General features: G+C 70.2%; 18 protein-coding genes. 7 read left to right on the top strand and 11 right to left on the bottom strand.

Annotated elements, in window-relative coordinates:
* The first annotated feature begins 139 nt into the window (after positions 1-139).
* On the top strand, positions 140-790 hold the full coding sequence (locus IU476_RS00635) for a TetR/AcrR family transcriptional regulator (RefSeq protein WP_195095465.1): 651 nt from the start codon (positions 140-142) through the stop codon (positions 788-790).
* Between the two features lie 27 nt (positions 791-817).
* Here IU476_RS00635 and IU476_RS00630 read toward each other — a convergent pair whose 3' ends face one another.
* Together IU476_RS00630 and IU476_RS00625 are read right to left on the bottom strand one after the other, a co-directional pair.
* Positions 818-2,215, bottom strand: a complete 1,398-nt coding sequence (locus tag IU476_RS00630) for a class I adenylate-forming enzyme family protein (protein WP_195095463.1) — start codon at positions 2,213-2,215, stop codon at positions 818-820.
* A gap of 43 nt (positions 2,216-2,258) precedes the next feature.
* Positions 2,259-2,894: a TetR/AcrR family transcriptional regulator gene (locus tag IU476_RS00625; protein ID WP_195095461.1), complete on the bottom strand. Its 636-nt coding sequence runs from the start codon at positions 2,892-2,894 to the stop codon at positions 2,259-2,261.
* Positions 2,895-2,996: 102 nt separating this feature from the next.
* Here IU476_RS00625 and IU476_RS00620 point away from each other — a divergent pair, with 102 nt between their 5' ends.
* A complete protein-coding gene (locus tag IU476_RS00620) occupies positions 2,997-4,583 on the top strand; it encodes an MFS transporter (RefSeq protein WP_195095460.1) in 1,587 nt (528 codons plus the stop codon).
* Here the strand turns inward: IU476_RS00620 and IU476_RS00615 are convergent, their stop codons facing one another.
* Positions 4,584-5,363, bottom strand: a complete 780-nt coding sequence (locus IU476_RS00615) for a MerR family transcriptional regulator (protein ID WP_195095459.1) — start codon at positions 5,361-5,363, stop codon at positions 4,584-4,586.
* A gap of 174 nt (positions 5,364-5,537) precedes the next feature.
* On the opposite strand from IU476_RS00615, the gene IU476_RS00610 reads away from it, so the two are divergent.
* Positions 5,538-6,212, top strand: coding sequence for a tRNA-dependent cyclodipeptide synthase (locus tag IU476_RS00610; RefSeq protein WP_195095458.1), 675 nt, complete (start codon positions 5,538-5,540; stop codon positions 6,210-6,212).
* A gap of 64 nt (positions 6,213-6,276) precedes the next feature.
* Here IU476_RS00610 and IU476_RS00605 read toward each other — a convergent pair whose 3' ends face one another.
* Genes IU476_RS00605 through IU476_RS00595 form a run of 3 tightly spaced genes read right to left on the bottom strand, consistent with a single transcriptional unit; the run spans position 6,277 to position 8,939 of the window.
* A complete protein-coding gene (locus IU476_RS00605; protein WP_195095457.1) occupies positions 6,277-6,966 on the bottom strand; it encodes a zinc ribbon domain-containing protein in 690 nt (229 codons plus the stop codon).
* Positions 6,967-6,986: 20 nt separating this feature from the next.
* The gene (locus tag IU476_RS00600; protein ID WP_195095456.1) at positions 6,987-7,355 is read right to left on the bottom strand and encodes a hypothetical protein; all 369 of its coding nucleotides are present in this window, start codon (positions 7,353-7,355) and stop codon (positions 6,987-6,989) included.
* Between the two features lie 9 nt (positions 7,356-7,364).
* Positions 7,365-8,939 (bottom strand): zinc ribbon domain-containing protein, encoded by a 1,575-nt coding sequence (locus IU476_RS00595; RefSeq protein ID WP_195095455.1) that lies wholly within the window; start codon positions 8,937-8,939, stop codon positions 7,365-7,367.
* A 268-nt stretch (positions 8,940-9,207) separates the two neighbouring features.
* On the opposite strand from IU476_RS00595, the gene IU476_RS00590 reads away from it, so the two are divergent.
* Complete coding sequence (locus IU476_RS00590; protein ID WP_195095454.1) at positions 9,208-10,257, top strand: NAD-dependent epimerase/dehydratase family protein; 1,050 nt, start codon at positions 9,208-9,210, stop codon at positions 10,255-10,257.
* Positions 10,258-10,275: 18 nt separating this feature from the next.
* Here the strand turns inward: IU476_RS00590 and IU476_RS00585 are convergent, their stop codons facing one another.
* From IU476_RS00585 to IU476_RS00570, 4 genes are all read right to left on the bottom strand, one after another.
* Positions 10,276-10,488, bottom strand: coding sequence for a hypothetical protein (locus tag IU476_RS00585; protein ID WP_195095452.1), 213 nt, complete (start codon positions 10,486-10,488; stop codon positions 10,276-10,278).
* Between the two features lie 183 nt (positions 10,489-10,671).
* Positions 10,672-12,864 (bottom strand): glycosyltransferase family 39 protein, encoded by a 2,193-nt coding sequence (locus IU476_RS00580; protein ID WP_324193803.1) that lies wholly within the window; start codon positions 12,862-12,864, stop codon positions 10,672-10,674.
* Positions 12,865-12,933: 69 nt separating this feature from the next.
* Positions 12,934-14,121, bottom strand: a complete 1,188-nt coding sequence (locus IU476_RS00575; protein ID WP_324193802.1) for an FAD-dependent monooxygenase — start codon at positions 14,119-14,121, stop codon at positions 12,934-12,936.
* A 211-nt stretch (positions 14,122-14,332) separates the two neighbouring features.
* On the bottom strand, positions 14,333-16,630 hold the full coding sequence (locus IU476_RS00570; RefSeq protein ID WP_195095449.1) for an ArnT family glycosyltransferase: 2,298 nt from the start codon (positions 16,628-16,630) through the stop codon (positions 14,333-14,335).
* A gap of 177 nt (positions 16,631-16,807) precedes the next feature.
* On the opposite strand from IU476_RS00570, the gene IU476_RS00565 reads away from it, so the two are divergent.
* Entirely contained in the window at positions 16,808-17,218 is a 411-nt protein-coding gene (locus IU476_RS00565; protein WP_195095447.1) for a nuclear transport factor 2 family protein, read from the top strand.
* A 6-nt stretch (positions 17,219-17,224) separates the two neighbouring features.
* Here IU476_RS00565 and IU476_RS00560 read toward each other — a convergent pair whose 3' ends face one another.
* Positions 17,225-18,574: an MFS transporter gene (locus IU476_RS00560; protein ID WP_195095445.1), complete on the bottom strand. Its 1,350-nt coding sequence runs from the start codon at positions 18,572-18,574 to the stop codon at positions 17,225-17,227.
* 239 nt (positions 18,575-18,813) lie between these two features.
* Here IU476_RS00560 and IU476_RS00555 point away from each other — a divergent pair, with 239 nt between their 5' ends.
* Entirely contained in the window at positions 18,814-19,269 is a 456-nt protein-coding gene (locus IU476_RS00555; RefSeq protein WP_195097294.1) for a flavodoxin family protein, read from the top strand.
* A gap of 139 nt (positions 19,270-19,408) precedes the next feature.
* On the top strand, positions 19,409-20,035 hold the full coding sequence (locus IU476_RS00550) for a TetR/AcrR family transcriptional regulator (RefSeq protein ID WP_195095444.1): 627 nt from the start codon (positions 19,409-19,411) through the stop codon (positions 20,033-20,035).
* Positions 20,036-20,118 lie beyond the last annotated feature (83 nt).

The raw sequence follows: 20,118 nt of genomic DNA, 5'->3' as shown, positions 1-20,118 counted from the left end.
TTGAGAATTCAATTCTCACAAATTCAAATCGCTAATCTCGTGAATGTCGATGGACACGCGACCTGGACAACGGTTACCACGCCATTCTCCGGTACAGTGCGTTCATGTTCTCTTCAAGTGACCGAGGACCGTGGCGCCCGTGACCAGTCCCAGCGAAGAGCCCGCCTGGAAGCAGCGCGCCGTCGAGCGCTCGCTGCGCACCGCGAAACGGCGGGCCGAACAACGGGTGCAGAAATTCCTCGACGCCGCCCAGGCCATCATCACCGAGAAGGGCACCACCGACTTCACCGTGCAGGAGGTCGTCGACCGCTCGCGGCAGTCACTGCGCAGCTTCTACCTGCAGTTCGACGGGAAGCACGAGCTGTTGCTGGCGCTGTTCGAGGATGCGCTGAGCCGCACCGCCGAGCAGTTGCGCGCGGCCGCGGACGGCAAGAAGAAGCCCCTGGACAAGCTGCAGGTCACCGTCGAGCTGCTGTTCGAGCTGTGCCGGCCCGACCCGTCCGCGCAGCGCCCGCTGTTCACCGACTTCGCCCCGCAGCTGCTGGTCTCCCATCCCACGCAGGTCAAGGTGGCGCACGCGCCGCTGCTGGCGCTGTTCACCGAGCTGATGGAACAGGCCGAGCAGGCCGGCCAGTTGCGCAGCGGCGTGCAGCCGCACCGGGCGGCCGCGATGGTGATGCAGACCGTGATGTTCACCGCGCAGTCGGCGGGCACGACGGACGACGAAAACCAGAACCCGCTTTCCGCCGACGAAGTCTGGAACTTCTGCGCGCACGGTTTCACCAAGTAGCGAGAAGGCCGTTCTCGCTCCGGATCCTCAGCCGTGCCCGGTTGCCAGGACGCGGCGCAGCACCTTGCCGGAGGGCAGGCGCGGGATCTCCGGCACGAACACGATGCGGCGGGGACGCTTGTAGGAGGCCAGGCGGTCGGCGACGAGGGCGATCAGATCCTCGGCGGGCACCGGCTCGTGCGTGGTGACCGCGGCGACGATCGCCTCCCCGTCGGCCGGATCGGGCAGGCCGAAGACGGCGCAGTCGGCGACGGCCGGGTGCCCGTGCAACACGGCCTCGATCTCGGCCGGGGCCACCTGGAACCCGCGAACCTTGATCATCTCCTTGGCGCGGTCGGTGATGCGGACCCAGCCGTCGGCGTCGACGGAGCCGACGTCGCCGGTGCGGAACCAGCCGTCGTCGAAGGCCGCCGCGGTGGCGTCGTCCGGGAGGTAGCCGGCCATCACCGACTCCGAACGCGCTTGCAGCTCACCGGTTTCCGACGGGCCGAGGGGTTCGCCGGTCGTCAGTGAGACGACCCGCAAACGCACTCCGGGCGCGGCGCGGCCCACGCTGTCGAGCCGGGCGCCGCGGATCGGGTTGCAGGCGATGACGGGCAGTTCGGTGGCGCCGTAGGCGGGTAGCCAGCCGGCTCCCGTTCTGCGGGTGACGGTTTCGGCGATGCTCGGCGTCACCGGCGTCGCGCCCCACATGATGTAGCGCAGCGACGACAGGTCGAAGCGCTCCAGGTCGGGGTGCGAGGCGAGGGCCAGCGCGATCGGCGCCACCGCCATCTCGACGGTGATCCGGTCGCGTTCGACGCAGCGCAGCATCCGCTCCGTGTCGAACCGGCGGTGCAGGCGCATCCAGGCGCCCGCGTCCAGCACCGTCACGATGTTGAGCAGGCCCAGGATGTGCGAGGGCGGGGTGGCGATCTGCAGGCGGTCGTAGGAGGTCAGTTCCAGCACCGCGCGCCAGTGCCGCACGGCGGCGGCGATCGACGCGTGGGTGTGGCGGACGGCCTTCGGCAAACCCGTTGTGCCGGAACTGAATACCAGCACGGCGTCGGCCCCGGGATCCGGCTCGGGGAAGGTCCGCGACGACGGGGTGATCGGCTCGTCCAGGTGCCGCATCGCCAGCAGCTCGGCCAGGACCGGATGGTCGCCCACGCCGAACGCGGCACCGGTGATTCGCAGGGCGTGCTCGACCTCCGCCCGCTTCCAGGCCGGACTGAGCAGGACGACGGCCGCGCGCGCCCGCCAGATCGCCAGCACCGCGATCACGAATTCCGGCCGGTTCGACGACATCAGCGCCACCCGCTCCCCCGCCCGCACCCCGCGGCCGGCGAGTTCGGTGGCCAGCCCGGCGGCGAGGCGTTCGAGCTCCCCGAGCGTGTAGTCGCGGCCCTCGAACGCGAGCACGACCGGCTCCGTGCGTTCCGTCACCGATGAGAATATAATTCTCCTAGTGACAGAACACAACTACCGCTCAGGATCCGTCCGCCGCATCCTCGCGCGCGGCGGCGGCCAGGAAGTCGTCGACGATGCGGGCGCAGTCGGCCCGCGTGGCGGTGCCGATGCCCACCAGGCGCACGAAGACGAGCGGCCCGACCAGCTGCGCCAGCACCGAGACCAGGTCCCGGTCGCCCAGCACCGCACGGGCTTCGGCGCTGTCGAACAGTTCGTCGAACGGGCGGCGGTAGTTCTCGATCAGCCGCAGTCGCAGCGAACCGGCCGGTGCGCCCGCGCCGTCGTCGGCGGGATCCGCCGTGGCCAGCCACGCCAGCGTCGTCAGATGCAGCGGCGCCTCGCCGATCGCGGCGGCCTGGCGGGCGACCAGCTCGACCAGACGCTCCCGCAGCGTCCCCTCGGTCGGCGCCTCGAGCACCGGCGGCAGCAGATGCTCGAGCGTGGCGGCGCGCAGGTGCACGACATTGTCGAAGTGGCGGTACAGCGTCGTGCGGGCGACGTGCGACACCCGTGTCACCGCGTCCACCGTGATCGCTTCCAGCCCACCGGTTTTCAGAAGTTCGGCGGCGGCCTCGAGCAGCCGGGCGCGGGAGCGGATCTTGCGCGGGTCGACATCGGCACGCGGCGGCCGCCCGTCGGCAGTGGTCGTGGTCATGAACGCAGGATTCCTCCTCGGTAGCCCTATTGCCACGCACCCTACTTATGATACTTCTAGTATCGTACCGATACTGTCAGTTTCCTTTCTGCGGGAGAACCCATGGCCACGACCGTGACAGGACTGTCGGCCCGGCTGCGGTGGGTGGTGACGGTGTCCTGCCTGGCGGTGGCGCTGGTCGTGGCCGCCATGGCCGCCCTCTACACCGCGCTGCCCGCGATCGCCGCCGACACGGGCGCCACGCAGGCGCAGCTGACCTGGGTCATCGACGGCTACACCCTCGCGCTGGCCTGTCTGGTGCTGCCCGCCGGAGCGCTCGGTGATCGGTACGGGCGCCGGCTGGTGTTGATCGCGGGGCTCGCGATCTTCGCCGGCGCGTCGGCGGTGCCGCTGATCGTCGACGAGCCGATCTGGCTGATCGCGGCGCGGGCCGCGGCCGGTGTCGGCGCGGCGCTCGTCATGCCGTCCACGCTGTCGATCCTGACCGCCGGGCTGCCGAAGGAGAAACGCAGTGTGGCCGTGGGGATCTGGGCGGGGACGGTCGGCGGCGGCGCGGTCCTGGGGATCCTCGGTTCCGGGCTGCTGATGTCGCGCTGGTCGTGGTTGTCGATCATGGTCGCGATGGCGGCGGCCGGGGTGGTGCTGGCGATCGCGGCGTACACGATTCCGGAGTCGTCGGATTCCTCGCGGCCGGCGTTCGATCCGTGGGGCGCGCTGTCCGGGGCGATTGCCATCGGATTGGTCACGGTCGCGGCTCTCGAAGCGCCGCAACGTGGTTGGACCGATGCGGTGGTGCTGGGCGCGGGTCTCGCCGGTGTGGTCGCCGGGGCGGTTTTCGTGCTCGTGGAGCTGCGGGTGGCGCATCCCCTGCTGGATGTGCGGCTGTTCACCGGGCGGCGGTTCGGCACCGGCACCGCGTCGGTGACGGTCCAATTCGGTGTCTCCTTCGGCCTTTTCATGGTGATCGTGCAGTTCTTCCAGCTGATCCTCGGCTACGGGCCGCTGCTCTCGGCGCTGGCCATGGCGCCGATGATCGTGCCCATGATCGCCCTGTCGATCGTGGCGCCGTGGCTGGCAGAGCGTTTCGGGCTGCGGCTGCCGACGGCCGTCGGGCTGGGCGTCGTGGGCGCGGGCGTGCTGTCGCTGGGACACCTGTCCGCCGACAGCACATTCGTGGACGTGCTGTGGCCGCTGCTGATCATGAGCGTCGGCCTCGGGCTGGCGGCGGCCCCCGCGACGGCGGCGATCATCGACGGCGCGCCCGCCGACAAGCACGGCGTCGCCGCCGCGGTGAACGACGCGGCCCGCGAAGTCGGTGCGGCACTGGGCATCGCGCTGTCGGGCAGTATTCTCGCCGCCGGCTACAGCGACCGCATCGCCCCCGCCCTGCCGATGGTCCCCGAGCAGGCGCGCGAACCGATCTCCAGTTCCCTGGCGGGCGCCCTCGAGGTGACCGAACGCCTGGGCGCCCCCGCGAAACCCCTGGCCGAGTTCGCCGAATCCGCGTTCATGCACGGCGTCCAGCAGGCCACCACCGTGCTGGGGGTGATCACCGTCGTCGTCGCGGTGCTCCTCGGCTTCTGGGCTCCGGGGCGGGAGAAGGCGAAACCGGCGACCGGGTCCGACAGTGCGCCCGCGGTCGCCGCGGTCGGTGCCGGGGAATCCCGTTCGAAGGAATCGCCCTCGTGATCACCGAGTTTCGGGGCGGCGGCGGTCGCAGTTGGCCACGATGGCGTCGTGGATGTACTGCGACAGGCCGGGGGCCATGTCGTCGTAGTTGCGGCCGAGGCGGCGATTGGCGCGGTAGTCCTCGGCGAGGCGGCGGTGGGTGTCGTAATCGCAGTCGTGGAACCACTTCTCCAGGTGCCGGCGGTGGCGTTCGGCGAGGTCGGTGACCTCGGGGTCGGTGGCGGGCGTGCCCGCGCGCATCGCGTCCGCGAGGCGCTGGTGGATGTCGGCCTGCTCGGCACGCAAGGCCAGCCAGTCCTGCTTGCCGTAGTTCGCGGTGCGTTCCCGTCGCTGCGCGAAATCCGCTGTGCCGCCGTACATTCGCTCGGCCGCGTCCGCCGCCTCGACGAGCCGGTCACCGCCGAACACCTCCAGCCGCTCCGCGGGCGTGAGCGCGATACCGGCCCGCCGGGCGGCCAACTCCTTGTCGATCACCGCGACCATGGCCTGGTACCGCTGGATCTTCGCGCTCAACAGCTCGTGCTGGCGGCGCAGATGGTCCTCGTCCCCGACCGCCGGATCCCCCAGCACCGCGGCGATGTCGTCGAGCCCGAGCCCCACCTCGCGATAGAACAGAATCCGTTGCAGCCGTTGCAGATCGCCATCGTCGTAGAGCCGATACCCACTCGCACTACGCCCGTGCGGCTCGAGCAACCCGATCTCGTCGTAATGGTGCAACGTCCGCACCGACGTCCCGGTCAGCCGCGCCACCACCCCGACGGTGTACTCCTCGGTATCCATACCGCCCACTGTGCCGCCTCACGTGACGTGAGGGTCAAGGGCGAGGCCGGGACACGCCGGTGCGCGAGTGGTTGAGAATGCCGCGCTATTTCAAGATCATTTAGTTGCTGCGGAGTGTGTCTGCCACGGCGGGTGTGTCCTGTCTGTTCATCGCGGGGGCAGAGGGAGGTTGTCGTGTTGCAGGCCGGTCCGGTCACTTCGAATTGTGCGGCGATTCTCGAGCGCGGCCGGCATGTGATGCTGGCGGTGAGCCCGTTCAACAGTCGTTATTGCGACGCCCATGTGGCGCGAATGGTGGAGTGGGCGCGGCACCGTGTTCTGGACTTCGACGTATTGCTGCCGGGCGAGGTGTCCACGTCGTGGTTGCTCGAAGCCTGCGGCGAGCGGAAAGCGCGGGCCAAGGCGCGCCACGAGGTGGCGCGCAAACGTCGCGCGGTGGAGCGGGCGGTGCGGGCACACGACCCGCACCGCGTGGTGGGAATCCACGACTTCGCCGATCTCGCGGAGAATCCGCAGTACATCCAATTGCACGCGGAAGTGCGGCGCGGATACGCCGAGGACCCTGATTTCCGACGGGCATGCCTGGAAATGAGCGCGCAGGCGGTCACCGGCCGACTACGAGCCGTGCGCGGCGCGGCGGCGGAAGCCGACGAATGCCGAGCCGCCGCCGCGGTGCGGTACCTGCTGGACGAACTGCCGTATTTCCTGGGCGGCGCCGACATTCTGGGCCGCGAGGAATCACTGATCGCCTACCACCGCCCTTGGAAACTGTGGAACCACATCGATCGAGGAGATTTCCCCGTCAAGATCCGGCCGAATCAAGGGTTCCTGGTTCTGAACGAACCCTGATATCGACGCCGCGTGTTCGTGGGCGGCATCATCCGTGCCATTGTTGTCGGGCCCGGTGCACCGGTTATTGCTCGCGCATGCGGGCGCGGACTATCTCGCCGTTGTCGACGATGTAGTAGCCGGTGTACAAGCGGTGGCCGCCGTCGGATTGGGTGGCGTCCAAGGTCACCTCGACCTGGTTGCCGGTGACGGAGACTATGGTGACCTGGTCTCGGGCGGTGGTCGCGAAACCGGCGGCGAAATGGTCGAAACTGGTGTCGAGGTTGTGGCCGCCGAGGTTCCAGGCGGCGAGGTAGTCGCGGCGGTTCGCCGCGTCGAAGTAGTTCCACACCACCGCGGCCGGTCCCGTCAGGGCGGGGAGGGTCGGTGTGGGAGTGGCGGTCGTCAGCGACGGCCGGGTGCTGGACGGCGGTGGGTTCCAGACCGTGGTGCGCGCGGGTAGTTCGGCGACCACGGCGGGTTTCGGGGGCGGGTCGTCGCGGAGCAGGAACACCGCTGTCACCGCGCCCAGAGCGGCGAGAACCAGGATCACCGGAATCAGAAATCCCGCCGACAGCCGTGCCGTGCGTCTCGGCCGCGGGCCGACCGGCGCCGGTGCGCCGCGAGGAAGCGCGGCACCGCAGTCGGTGCAGTATCGGCGGTCGGGATCGTCGACGGCGTGTCCGCACTGCCAGCACAGCGACGCCCCGCACGCCGTGCAGTGACGCTGTCGCGCGCCGGTCAGTTCGTCTCCGCAGTGCCAGCAGGTCGGCATCGGTGCTCCCCCGTTCGGTGTCAGCTGCCGAGCACGGTGTCGACCGCCGTGCGCAGGGTGACGGCGAGTTCCGAGACGGCACCGAGGCCCGCTACCGCGTCACCGACCACGTCGAGAAAGGCGGTCAGCAGACGCCGTCGGGGGCGGGGTTTTCCGGCCTCGTCGAGCGCGTGTTCCACGGTGGCCACGACCTCGTCCCGGTCCTCGAGGTCGTCCGCCGCGCGGACCCGGGTGAGCAGTTCCGCCAGCCCGGCGCGCAGGTCGTCGAGTGTGGCCGGTGCGGCGGTCTGGGCGATCGTGTTGTGCGTGACCACCGACCCGTCGCGGCCGGCGATCACCGAACCCGTTGCGGTCACATCGCCGGCGATGTGTACTCCGTCGTCGCTCATCGAATTCTCCTACGATTCCTGGCTTTTCCGTCCGACTTGGGTGGCCGCCATGCTCACGACCGCCGACATGCCGCCGATCGCCGAGTTCACCAGGTGCACATCCCCGCCGATGGTGACGTTCGAATTGACGATCTGCTCTGCCCGGCGGCGCAGCTCCGCGGTGGCGATGTTGTGTTCGGCCAAATAGCCGGAGAGGGTGTCGATAACCCGCTTTTCGACCGTCTTGGTGTACATCTGCTCGTCGAGAAACTGGAAGTGCCGCTGGTAGCCGAGGGAAAGCTCGCCTTTGTGGCGGCGCAGGTCGCTGGCGGCTTCCCGGACACTGAGGACCGCGCCGTGATCGAAGGTGAAGGACTGCTCGATACGGTCCTGCTGGCGGCGCATCTTGCGGCGAAAACGCCACGGCGCCAAGACATGATGCAGCGAACTGGGCACACACCGCACCGCCAGCCGGGGCAGCGCGCGCAGACTGCGCCACATCAGTCGCAGCACCGGTTTCGGCGACGGGCGCAGCAGCAGGTCGTCGATCTCGTGGTAGATCTCACGCAACGGCGGCAGCACACAATAGTTGGCCTCGACGAACAGCGACGTATCGGAGATCACCAGGCGCACGAACGCGGACCACACGAATTCGCCCTGCCAGCCGACGATCTCGGTCGTCAGATAGGGGCGGGCGTGGTCTTCGGGATGCGCCATCAGCGCCGACATGGTGGCGTCGTCGACCGAATCCACCGGGCAGCCTTCGGGGTCGGGGACGAATCGGCCGTCGTGGTGGGCGTCGGCGCCGTTGACGAACAAGCGGTCGTAGACCTTGACCGCCGGAATATCCAAGTCGGTGATGCCCTTGGTCAGGCGCTGGTACAGGTCGGTGACGGTGAACGGTTCCACCGGTTCGCCGTCGCGGTCGGGCTTGGTGACATCGAGGGCGAACGACCAGCCGCGCACGCTCCACCCGTGTCCCATGAACGGGTTGTAGCCCTGATAGACGGTGACATTGCCGCTCGCGCTGCGCGCGACGTGCGGCAGCTGGCCGCGGGCCGGCTCGGCGCGCACGGCCGGGGCGTCGGCGGGCCGAAATGCGTTCTGCCGCAGACCGCGTGCCGTCGGGCCCCACCGCGCCAGATATCCCTCGGCGAAGACTATGCACCAGCCGAGCACCGCCAGGTACAGCGCGCCGCCCAAGGCCGCGTTGAAGAGATCGAACACGACGAAAAAACCCAGCGACAGCTCGCTCGGCCCGAAGAGCGTGTACAGCACGAACCCGAGGAGCAATGTCGAGAGGGCGAGATCGCGGACGATGTGGTGGCGCCGCGCCGCCACGGCGTGACGGCACACCGCATCCAGATTGACCGCCGGTGAATGCGCGACCGCGCGACGCGGCTCCTCCAGCACGTTCTCGACCACGATCCGCGCGAGGGTGCTGTCGAAATGCACTGCGGCACAGAGATAGCGGGTCGCCTCGTCATTACTTCCGGATTCCTCCAGCCGCGCTTGGGCGCTACCGGCGTCATCGGGTTTGCGGCCGCAGCCGCCGCAATAGGTGTACCCGTCGGGATTTTCGAAATGACATCCCGGACAGCGCATCAGCGCACCCCCTCGAGAATCGGAAGATCATCAATTGCTGCGAGTTCCCCGGCAACTCGACAATTTCCTCAGACTAGCGATCATCGAATCCCACCGAATCCGTCTACCGGCCGGTAGAAGACGAAAGTCCCCGAAGTTCGTCCCGGAAGTCCCCGCCGCGCCGTCGAAGGTTGCGCACCCTAACCCCCGACTGACGTTAGGGGCGGGGTTCGTTCGATGTATTCCTGCGGTGCCTGTGGACGGTCCGGGGAGTCGTTAGGGTGGGGGCATGGGGCGTGCGGTGGTGCTTGGTGGGACGGGGGTGGTCGGGGCCGCTGTGGTTCGACGGCTTTTGCGGGGTGGGTGGGAAGTGGGAGTGGTGGGGCGGGATTCGGGGCGGTTGGCCGGTGATGTTGCCGCGTTGGGTGGGCGGTTCATGGGGGCGGATCGGCATGATCCGGTTCAGTTGGCGGGGGTGTGCGGGGGTGGGGTGGATCTGCTCGTGGACTGTTTGTGTTTTACCGCCGAGCACGCGCGGCAACTGGTGCCGTTCGCGCGGGAGTCGACCTCGACGGTGATGATCTCGAGTAAGGCGGTGTATGTCGACGAGGACGGGAGGCACGTCAATTCGGATGTCGCGCCGCGGTTTTCACGGCCGATCCGGGAGACCGATGCGACGGTGGCTCCCGGCGACGGCGAATTCCGTACCCGAGCGGGCTACGGGCCGAACAAGGTTGCGGCCGAACAGGTTCTGCTCGACAGCGGGGCCCCGGTGACCGTGTTGCGCGCGTCGAAGGTCCACGGCGTGGATGCGCGGCGGCCGCGCGAATGGTATTTCGTCAAGCGGGTGCTGGATCGGCGGCCGGTGGTGCTGCTGGCCGGACGTGGTCTCGGAGCCGATCACCCCAGTGCCGCAGTGAATCTCGCCGCGCTCGTGGAGACCGTCGCGGGGCGGCCGGGCCGTCGGGTGCTCAACAGCGCGGACCCCGATGTGCCGACGGGCCGGGAGATCGCCGCCGGCGTCGCCGAACGGCTCGGGCACCGCTGGGAGGAGATTCTGCTCGACGAGTCCGCCGACCCGGCCCTCGGGAGACATCCGTGGGACTCCCGACCGCCGATCGTCCTGGACACCACGGCGGCCACCGACCTCGGTTATCGTCCGGTCGGCGACCACGCCGCCACTGTCGCGGAGACGGTCGACCGGCTCGCCTCGGCCGCGGTCGCCGGTGCGGACGGCTGGGAGCTGCCGAGCGGCTACCAGGCGCTGCCTACCGGCTCGTTCGACTATCCCGCCGAGGACGCCTATCTGGCCGCGGCGGAACAGCATTCGGGTCGGTGAAGGACGTGGTGCCGATTCTCACCAGGACAGGTCCGGGCGGCCGGAGCGGTGTGCCTCGTCGTACCAGAGGTGCGGGATCGACCAGTCGGGCTCCGGCTCGACGCCGGACTCCTGCTGCGCGCGGTGGTACTCCGCGTAGATCCCGGCCGCACCGCAGGATGCCGAGCCGAGCAGCACGATCCCGCGCACGAGGTGTTGCCACACCACTGACCTGGTGATGTCCCGCCACATCGAGAGCCTCCTGTCCGGGAGCCGGCGCCGTGGTGGCCGCCGACCGATACCGATCACCGTTGATGGTTACCCACCGCGCCGGACCGCGTAATCGGTTTCCGGAAATTCGTCAACGGGGTTCTCGGTGGCGCCCGGCAGGCTCGGGCGGACCCGGTGTGGTGGTCGAGCCACCACCGCGCGGGGTCAGCTCGCGGTGGTCAGGTCGTAGAGGGTCACGCCGTCGAGGGTTTCGGCGGTGAAGTGCTCTTTCACCCAGGCGGCGATCTCGGCGGAGATCCGGCTGCCGGTGGTGGGGCCGCGCAGCCCGAACATCACCGAGCCGTCGATGAAGTAGTGGATCTTGTGCTCTGCCACGTACTGCTGGAACTGCTCCAGTGTGGGGGCGGGGTCGGTGCCGTTGTAGCCGCCGATCGCCATCACCGGGGCATCGGTCGCGAGCTGGTACCCGGCAGCGTTGTCGGAGCCGATTATCGCTGCGGCCCAAGTGTATTCACTCGCGTCGGTCTTCAACGCGGCGACGACGTTCGCCCCGGGCCGCACCGAGCCGAACGGCCCGCCCATCATGCCGCCGGTACGACCTCCGGTGGTCCCGGTGCCGGGCTGCGCGCCGGTGCCACTCTGCGCTCCGCTGCCCGGCACTGCCGCATTGCCCTGTCCTCCGGGTCCGGAAGGAACACCCGCGCCGGGCTGGCTACCGGCACCGGGCTGGCTACCGGCACCAGACTGGCTACCAGCACCAGACTGGCTACCAGCACCGGACTGGCTACCAGCACCAGACTGGCTACCAGCACCGGGCTGGCCGTTCGTGCCAGGTTGGGTGCCGGGGAACACGCCGGTGCCCGGGGTGACAGCACCGGTGCGGCCGTCGCGACCTTGGCCGTCACCGCCGGGACGTGGGCCGCCCGGGCCGAAGCGACCGGCTCCGGGCGGGCCCGCGGACGGCATCGCGCCGGAGTGGGCGCTCGTCACCGTCGCGAGCGAATAGGCCGCGGGGCCCGCACCGGCGGCGATCAGGGCCAAGGCCACCGAACCGGCGGCGACCGCCTTGGGCAGGCGGGTCCGCACCAGCAGCAGGACCGCCGCGAGCACCCCCGTCACCACGATGGCCGGGGCCAGCCACGGCAGCCAGTCCGGCGTGCGATGCAGCAGCACGTAGGCCAGGGCGACGGTCGCGGCCAGCGCGGCCACCAGCACCAGCGCGGCCCGGAAGTCGTTGCGGCGCTGCCAGATCGACGCGGCGCCGACACCGATCGCACCGCCGATGGCCGGGGCGAGCGCCACGGTGTAGTAGGGGTGCAGGATGCCGCTGGAGAAACTGAACACCACGCCGGTCACGATCAGCCACCCCAACCACAGCAGCAGGGCCGCTCGCGCCGGGTCGGTGCGCGGCGCCCGGCGGCGCGCCCAGACTCCGGCGACACCGAGGATGAGCGCCGCGGGGAGCAGCCACGCGATCTGCCCGCCCATCTGATCGGCGAACAGCCTGTCCCAGCCGGCGTCGAAGTTCGTATTGCCCAGTCCGCCTGTCTCATTCCCGGTGAGGCGACCGAAACCGTTGTAGCCCAAGGTCAATTCGAGAATGCTGTTGTCCTGCGAACCGCCGATGTAGGGCCGGGAGTCGGCCGGCCACAGCTCGGCCAGCAGCAGGTACCAGCCCGCCGACACGACGACGGCGAGCACCGCCAGCACCGACCGGACGATGCGGGTGCGCCACGGCACCTGTGCCGCAAGCAGATACACGACCGCGAAGGCCGGGAGCACCAGGAAGGCCTGCATCATCTTGGCCAGGAACCCGAATCCGACGGCCACGCCCGCCAGCGGCAACCACCATGCGGCAGCGTCCTTCTCGACCGCGCGCAGCACGCAGTAGGCCGCGACGGTCAGCAGCAGGACCAGCAGCGCGTCCGGGTTGTTGTAGCGAAACATCAACGCCGCCACCGGAGTCAGCGCCAGCGCGGCGCCGGCCAGGATCGCGGGCCAGTGCCCGCTGACGCGTCGCACGGTCGCGTACAGCACCGCCACCGCGGCGACGCCCTCCAGCGCCTGCGGCACCAGCAGGCTCCACGAGTTGAACCCGAACAATCGCGCCGACAGGTCCATCACCCACAGCGCGCCGGGCGTCTTGTCGACCGTGATCGCGTTGGCGGCGTCGCTGGATCCGAACAGCATCGCCTTCCAGCTGGTCGATCCCGCCTGCACCGCGGCGGCGTAGAACTGGTTGGCCCAGCCGCTGGACCCGAGATCCCACAGGTACAGCACCGCGGTCGCCACCAGCAGTCCCGACAGCGACATCCGCCGCCACATCCGGGCGCGCGCGCCCGCAGGCCGCGGTCGCTCGGCGGGCACTTCCACAGGTTCCAGCACGGTCGAAGTCACCGTTCCGATCTTGCTCACCCTTCGTGGAGACCGCCTGGGTCACAGCTGTGTGTTTCCTGGGAGCCGACGCTAGTTGTTGGCGCGCTGGATCGCGCGTCGGACGAGGCCGCGGATGCCGGGGAGTTGGATGGCGCGGAGCGCGAGTTCGCCCGCCCACACGTGCGCGCGGGTCGGTGGGGCGAAGCGCCCGATGCCCTTGCGGGCCAAGGCCTGTCGCTTGGCGACCTCGGGACGCAGCGAGGTTTCCCACGACTCCAGCGCGGCGGGAAGGTCATGGGCGGCCAAGGCCGCGCCGAGGCGGTCCGCGCCGTCCAGGGCGAGGGCCGCGCCGTAGCCGGCGAAGACGGTGACGCACCAGGCGGCGTCACCGAGCAGCACGACTCGGCCGCGGCTCCAGCGATCGAGGACGACCTGGCCGACCGAGTCGAAGTAGGCGTCGGCCGGGATCCGGCGCAGGGCCGCGGCGACGCCTCCGCCGAGGTCACCGAACGCGTCGGACAGCGCGGCGGCCGGGCCGAGCGCCCGGTCGGCACCGGGGTCGGGGCAGTGGTAGGCGAAGAATGCGGAGGAACGGCCCGGTCCCAGGTTCATCACCGCCGCGGTGCGGCGCGGGCCGAGGAACGTCGTGCCCGCGCCTTCGGGCACGTGGTCGGGTGGCAGGTCGAGCGGGAACGCTCCCACCATGTGGCCGAGGTCCACCACGCAGTCGGCTTCCGGGCCGAAGAGCAGTTCCCGGATTCGGGAGTGCACGCCGTCAGCGCCGATGAGCAGGTCGGCCGAGAGCCGGGTGCCGTCGGTGAGGGTGAGGTCGACCGCGTCGTCGTCCTGATCCACCGCATGCACGGTGGTGCCGAAGCGGATGTCGGCGTGCTCGGCCACCGCGTGATACAGCGCCGATTCCAGGTCGCCGCGAAACAGGCTCAGCGCCCGCTCCCCCACCGCGGCCTGCGCGACGGCAGCGGGAACGGTGAATTTCTCCCGGCCGTCCGCATGCACCAGTACCGAGGTGAAGAATCCGATGTCCCGCGGCGTGAGGGCGGGCAACAGGCCGAGACGTTCGGCCGCGTCGTAGCCGGGGCCGTGCAGGTTCACCAGGTAACCACCGCTGCGCCGGGCCGGTGCGCGCTCGAGCACGATGACCTCCCAGCCCGCCTGGTGCATGCGCAGCGCCGCGGCGAGTCCGGCGATCCCCGCGCCCACGATCACCGCCCGCCTGTTTGCCGCCGGACGTCGCGCCGAGTTTTCGATTACCGCCACTGCCGCTCCTAGGTCTGCCGATCGCTTGCGTCAACTAATAGTTGACTCGACCATGTATCGTCAACCATTGATTGACGGCATGATGGCGCGGATTCAGGATCGAGAACGCATTCGGCCGGGATCCACCCGTGCGGTGGATCCCGGCCGAGGGCGCCGGAAGGCGGGTTGTTCTGCCGCACAAGCGTTTTGAGCGGAGGCGGCAGCGTGGGTGCTACGACACGGGCTTGGTGAGGTCGTAGACGGTGGTGCCGCCGACCTCGGTGGCGGTGAAGTGGGCCTTCACCCAGGCCGTGATCTCCGAGCTGGTGCCGGAGCGGCCGAAACCGCCGCGGTCGTCGTTGCCGCCCAGGAAGTAGTGGATCTCGCCGTCGGCGACATACTTCTGGAAGCGGTCGAGGGTCGGGTAGGCGTCGCCGCCGGTGAATCCGCCGATCGCCATCAGGGACTTCCCGGTCGCCAGTTCGAGACTGCTGACCTCGTGGGACCCGATCGCGGCCGCCGCCCAGCGATTGTCGGTGTGCTCCAGCAACTCCCGCAGGGCGGCATTGTCCGCCGAACTCCCCGGGCCGTTCCGCCGAGCCGCGTCCCCGCCGTCACCCCTTGCGCCCGAGGGCGTTTCGCCCGGCGCTCCCATTTCTCCCGGACCCTCCGAGCCACCAGAACCTCGGCCGCTGCCCGGAACGCCCTGTCCGCCTTGGCCTTCGAAGCCCGGAGCACCGGGGGCGCCCATTCCGCCGGAGCCTGGAGGCTGCGTACCGTTCGAACCGCCGGGGCCGTCGGGAGCGCCCGGTATGCGCGGTGCGTCCGGGCCGAAGCCGCCCGGGCCGAAGCCGCCCGGGCCGTTCGTACCGCCTGGAACACCCGGAACCCCCGGAGCGCCAGGGGTATTCGTCCCTCCGTCACCCGGTCCGCCGCCCTGGCCCGCGGGGCGCGGTCCGCCCCAGCCGCCGCGATCGGTCTTCGGGCCCGAGGTGGGCATGCCGCCGGTGTGCGAATCCGCCACGGCCACATTGTCTAGCGCGAAGGCCGCCGGGCCGGCGAGGCCGGTCACCAGGCCCGCCGCGGCGACGGCCGCGGTCAGCTTGCCGAGTCGGTGCGCACCGACGACCAGGACCGCGGCGACCAGCAGGCAGCCGATCAGTACGACCCAGCGCAGCACCGGGAACCACTCGGGTGTGCGGCCGAGGAGCACGAACCCCCACACGCCGGTCACCGCCGACATCGCGCCGAGCACCGCGCGTGCCGTGAAATCCGTTCTGGCGCGCCACAATTCGACGACCGTCAGCGCCACCAGTGCCGCCAGGGCCGGAGCCAAGGCGACCGTGTAGTAGGGGTGGATGATGCCCTTCATGAAGCTGAACACCAGGCCGGTGACCAGCACCCAACCGCCCCACAGGAGCAGCGCGGCCCGCGTGCGGCCGGTGCGGGGCGTGGCCCGGGTGAACCACAGCAGCGCGACCAGTCCGAGCAGTGCCGCCGGGAGCAGCCACGAGATCTCGGTACCCATGGCGTCACGGAACAGCCTGGTCAGCCCGGTGTCGCCGCCGAACATCGCGCCGGGGCCGCCACCGGGACCACCGCTCGGGCCGCCTCCGCGGGGGCCGCCACCCGGCCCGCCGTTGCCATTGCCGCCGAAGACCCGGCCGAGTCCGTTGTAGCCGAGCGCCAGTTGCAGGAGGCTGTTGTCGGTGGAACCGCCGATGTAGGGTCGCGAGTCGGCCGGCCACACCGTGCCCAGCACGAGGTACCAGCCGCACGAAACCACCACCGCCGCAGCGGCTCCCAGCAGTTTCCAGATGCGCGGCCAGAGCCCGATCGGCGCGGCGACCAGGAAGGCCAGCGCGAACGCGGGCAACACCAGGAACGCCTGCAACAGCTTGGTGAGGAAGCCGAACCCGATTGCCACGCCGGCCGGCGCCAGCCACCGCCCGCTGCCGTTCTCGGTCGCGCGCACCACGCAGTAGGCGGCGACGACCATCAGGAACACCAGCAGGGCGTCGGGGTTGTTGTCGCGGAACATGGTGACCGCCACCGGCGTCAGCGCCAGGATTCCGCCCGCGAGCAGCCCGGCCTCAGGCCCGCTCCACCGCCGCACGGCCGCGTAGAGCAGGGCGACCGAGCCCACGGCCATCAGCGCCTGCGGGAGCAGCATCGAGAAGGTCCCGAATCCGAGCAACCGTCCCGACAACCCCATCACCCACAGCGAGGCGGGCGGCTTGTCGACGGTGATCGCGTTCCCCGCGTCCAGCGACCCGAACAGCAGCGCCTTCCAGTCCTGGGTACCGGCCTGCACCGCGGCCGCGTAGTACTCGTTCGCCCACCCCAGGGCGCTCAGACCCCACAGGTAGAACACCAGCGTCGCCACCAGCAGCGCCCACAACGCCGGGCGGGCCCACCGCGGCTGCTCGGGCGGCCCGAACAGCAGGCGTCTCCCGCGCGAACGCCACTGCGGCGCCTCTCGCGGTGCGGTGGGCTCGGCCCGATCGGCGGGCGCTTCCGTCGTCGTCATAGCAGTCCTCTCGCGCGTGTCGCACCCATGCTGCGGCAATCCCCTGGGGATCGGCCCGACGCTCCCTGGGGATTCGCTGTGAGTCCACCCTCGTGGTGCTTACCTCCGGCGTAATCGACGCGGCACCGCGGGCGTGGGAATGTCGTGCGCGACAGTCACCGAAGGTAGGAGAGTCACATGAGTGCGGCAGCCGAGACCCGGAGCACCGTCGACGCTTTTCTCGCGGCCCGGGCCGCCGGGGATACCGCGGCCTTGACCGCGCTGTTCGCCGAGGAGGTCGACTGGCTGCTCGCGGAGAATCCGGGGGTGCCGTGGATCCGGCCCCGGCGCACCGCGGCCGAATGTGCCGCTCAGCTGGAGGAATTGCTGGCGCACGTGGTGCCCGAGGAGGCGCGGGCCACCGTCGATACGATCCTCGTCGACGGCGCGGACGCCGTGTTGTTCGGTGCGGTGTCCGGCAGGGTGCGCGCCACCGGCAAGACCTTCGACGGGCCGTTCGCCCTGCGGCTGACCGTGCGTGACGGGCGCATCACCCGGCACCACCTCTACGAGAACAGCGTGTCCGTCGCGGCGGCCTGCGCGCCGTGAGCCGGGTCAGGCGGTGAGCCGGTCGTCCTCGCTGATGAACAGGGTCGCGATCACGCTCACCACCGCGGTCGCCACCAGGTAGCCGCAGGCCAGCCACGGCATGCCGCCGGCCGCGGCGATGAGCGCGGTGACGATCATCGGGGTGACGCCCGAGGCGTAGACGCCCGAGACCTGGTACACGAAAGACAGTCCGGTGTATCGCACTTCGGGCGGGTACAGACCGGCGTACAGGGTGCCCTGCGCGCCGTAGAACAGCGCGTGCGCCACGCCGAACACCGCGATGATCGCGACCGTGAACACCACGATATCGCCGACTTCGAACAGCGCGAACACCGGAAACACCAGCAGCCCGTAGGCCGCGATGCCGACCGTGTAGACCCGCCTGGGCCCGTACCTGTCGGTCAGCCGGCCCGACACCGGGATGAGCGCGGCCATCACCAGCGCGGCAATGGTGACCGAGGTGAGCACCGGCACCTGCCGGAAGCCCAGGTGCCCGGTCGCGAAGCTGATCGCGAACACGCCCCAGGTGTTGAACGCCGCGCCCTCGCCCCACCGCGACAGCAGGCCGAGCACGGTGTTGCGCCGGGTCCGCACGTTGCGGAACAGCTCGACCACCGGCACCTTCGAGATGCGGTTGAGCCGGTCGATCTCCCGGAACGCGGGCGTCTCGTCGATCCGCAACCGCACCACCAGGCCGATCACCACGAGCACCACGCTGGCCCCGAACGCGATCCGCCACCCGTAGTCGAGGAACGCCGACTCGCTGAGCGTGGCGCGCAGCAGCGCGAAAACCCCGGTGCCCAAGGCCAATCCGAGCGCCAGCCCGACCTGCGGGTAGGACCCGAACACCCCGACCTTCCGGCGCGGGCTGTGCTCGACGGCCAGCAGCACCGCCCCGGCCCACTCGCCGCCCAGCGCGAAGCCCTGCAGAATCCGCAAGCCCAGCAACAGGATCGGAGCGGTGATGCCGATGGCGGCGCTGGTGGGCAGCACACCCATCAGCGCGGTGGAGCCGCCCATGATCGCCATCGTCAGCGCCAGAGTGCGCTTGCGCCCGATGCGGTCGCCGATGTGCCCGAACACCAGCCCGCCGACCGGCCGCATCACGAACCCGACGGCGAAGGTCGCGAACGACAGCATGGTGCCGACGAACGCGCTGCTGTCGGGGAAGAACAGCTTGTCGAAGACGATGCCCGCGGCGGTGGAGTAGAGGAAGAAGTCGTACCACTCGACGGTCGTGCCGATCAGGCTCGCCGCGATCGCGGTGCGGGTTTCCGCGGCGCCCAGCGGCGCATCCCCTCCGGCGCCGTGTTCGTCCGCGCGTGCGTCCGCCGACGCGGTGTCCAGCAACGACATGTTGCCCCTTCCTTCGTCGACTCGCCGTGCGAGAGTAGAGCCACGCCGGGGCGCGCTGAAGGGTTCGACTCAGTGAGATTCCAGGTCGCGAGGGCGGAAGCCACCGCGACAGCCGTGCGGAAGCCCGGCCCGGCACTCGGCGGGCGATAGGGTCGACAGGGGGCGGGTCGCGAAATCTGTCCGACATGCGTGACAACGACGCTCGGCGCACGCGCCGGGCCGGGGAAAGGGGCGTCGTCATGAAGGCGATGATCGTGTGCGTGTCCGTCTCGCACGGCAATACGAGGCGCGTTGCCGAGGTCATGGGCGAGGTACTCGGCGCGCGGGTGGTCGAACCCGAGGAGGTGGGGGCCGCCGAACTCGCCGAGTACGACGTGGTCGGGTTCGGGTCGGGAATCTTCAACCAGGCCTTCCATCCCCGGCTGCGCGGCTTCGTGCGGTCGCTTCCGGACGGCGGGCGGGGACGCGCGTTCGTGTTCGCCACCAGCGGTTTCCCGCCTTTCGCCCGTCCGCTCGTGAAACTGCTGGAGCGCAAGGGCTTTCAGGTGGTGGACACCTTCTCCTGCCGCGCGTGGGACACCTGGCTGCCGTTCAAGCCGTTCGGCGGTATCCGGAAGGGCCGTCCCGATACCGACGATCTGACGGCCGCGCGCACGTTCGCCGAGAGCCTGCGCACCCGCATCACCACCTCCTGAGCCCGCGCGCCGCGACCGTGCCGCACCCTTCGCCACAGACTGCGACCTTGCCACATCGCTACAGACTGCGACCTTGCCGCACCCATCGCTACAGATCGCGGCCTTGCCGCACCCGTCTCTACAGACATAGAGTCGAGCGGTGGCAGCGGCACGGTCGACCTCGGACAACACTCCCCCGCGTCGCCACGCGATCTGCGAAGCGGTCCTGGACCTGGCGGCCGCGGGCGGCAATCGCGCGGTCACCCACCACGCCGTCGATGATCGCCTCGGCATCGCCCGCGGCTCGACGTCGTACTACTACCGCACCCGCCACGACCTGCTCACCGCGGCCATCACCCACCTGACCGCGGCGTCCCGCGACGCCTTCCACACCGCCCTGGACACACCGGCCGAACCCGCCGATCCGCTCGACCGCGCCACCGAACTCGTTGTGGGACAACTGGATCTGCTCCTGGGCGACCGCCGCCGCGACGCGCTGGCCCGCTACGCCCTCGCCGCCGACACGGCCGGGAACGACGACCTGCGCGGCGCGCTGGCCGTCTGCCTGTTCTCGCCCACCGCCGCCGAATCGCTGCTCACCACGCTCGGCGCCGACGACCCCGCTCGCGCCGCCCGCGATCTCGTCAGCCTGCTCGAAGGCCTGCTCTTCGACCGCCTGCACGGCGCGCGCTCCCTGCTCGGCCTCACTCCCGGCACCCCGGCCGGGCGCGCCGACCTGCGGCCCGCCATCCGCCGGTGGCTGGCGGCGCTGAGCGGGCGCGGCTAGCCGCGGGCCCGCCATTGTGCGCCCGGCAGGCCGCCGGTGCCCATCGTTGCGACCAGGGTGAGTGAATGTCTTCCGGCAAATGC

The organism is Nocardia blacklockiae, assembly GCF_015477355.1.
Taxonomy (GTDB): domain Bacteria; phylum Actinomycetota; class Actinomycetes; order Mycobacteriales; family Mycobacteriaceae; genus Nocardia; species Nocardia blacklockiae.
This window is presented reverse-complemented; position numbering and strand designations above follow the sequence as displayed.